The sequence below is a fragment of the Camelimonas fluminis genome (genome assembly GCF_014656355.1).
GTDB classification, from domain to species: domain Bacteria; phylum Pseudomonadota; class Alphaproteobacteria; order Rhizobiales; family Beijerinckiaceae; genus Camelimonas; species Camelimonas fluminis.
Map to the genome: position 1 here is coordinate 1 of NZ_BNCG01000182.1, position 527 is coordinate 527.

Consider the following 527-nt stretch of genomic DNA (forward strand, 5'->3'; position numbering starts at 1 on the left):
CAAAATCCTCACTCCAGTCGAACTGAAAGGCTTCGCCCGGACGGAATGAGAGTGGAACAAAGGTTCCGCGTCCCGCGGTTTGCTGCTCGCGCTGGCGATCGTCTCGCCATCGCCGCGCAAAGGCTGCTACGCGGCCATAGGAGCCGTTGAAGCCAAGCGCCACAAGATCCGCATGTAACTGCTTCAGCGTGCGCCGTTGCTTGCGGGACTTCCCGGCCTCGCTCTTCAGCCAGTCAGCCAGCTTCCCGGCGAAGGGATCGAGTTTGCTCGGTCGGTCCGGTGTGGCGAACCTCGGCTCGATCGTGTCTGAGGCCAGATGTCTGGTCACGGTACTCCGGGACAAACCCGTGCGACGCGAAATCTCGCGGATCGACAGCTCCTGACGCAAGTGCATCCGGCGGATGATGTTCAAAAGTCCCATGTGGATCACTCCGTTGCCCCCGTCGCTATCCGGCAGGGGGGAAGGGTCACATGGCTCAATTCTCAGTGGAAATTACCCGAGAAACCGGCTCAGTTCTGGGTGAAAA

The 527-nt window shown here is 60.3% G+C and carries 1 protein-coding gene; it reads right to left on the bottom strand.

The window, feature by feature from the left end; all coding sequences use genetic code 11:
- On the bottom strand, positions 1 to 421 hold a 421-nt coding region (locus IE243_RS23050; protein WP_191321602.1), incomplete at its 3' end, for a helix-turn-helix domain-containing protein.
- Between the last annotated feature and the right edge of the window lie 106 nt (positions 422 to 527).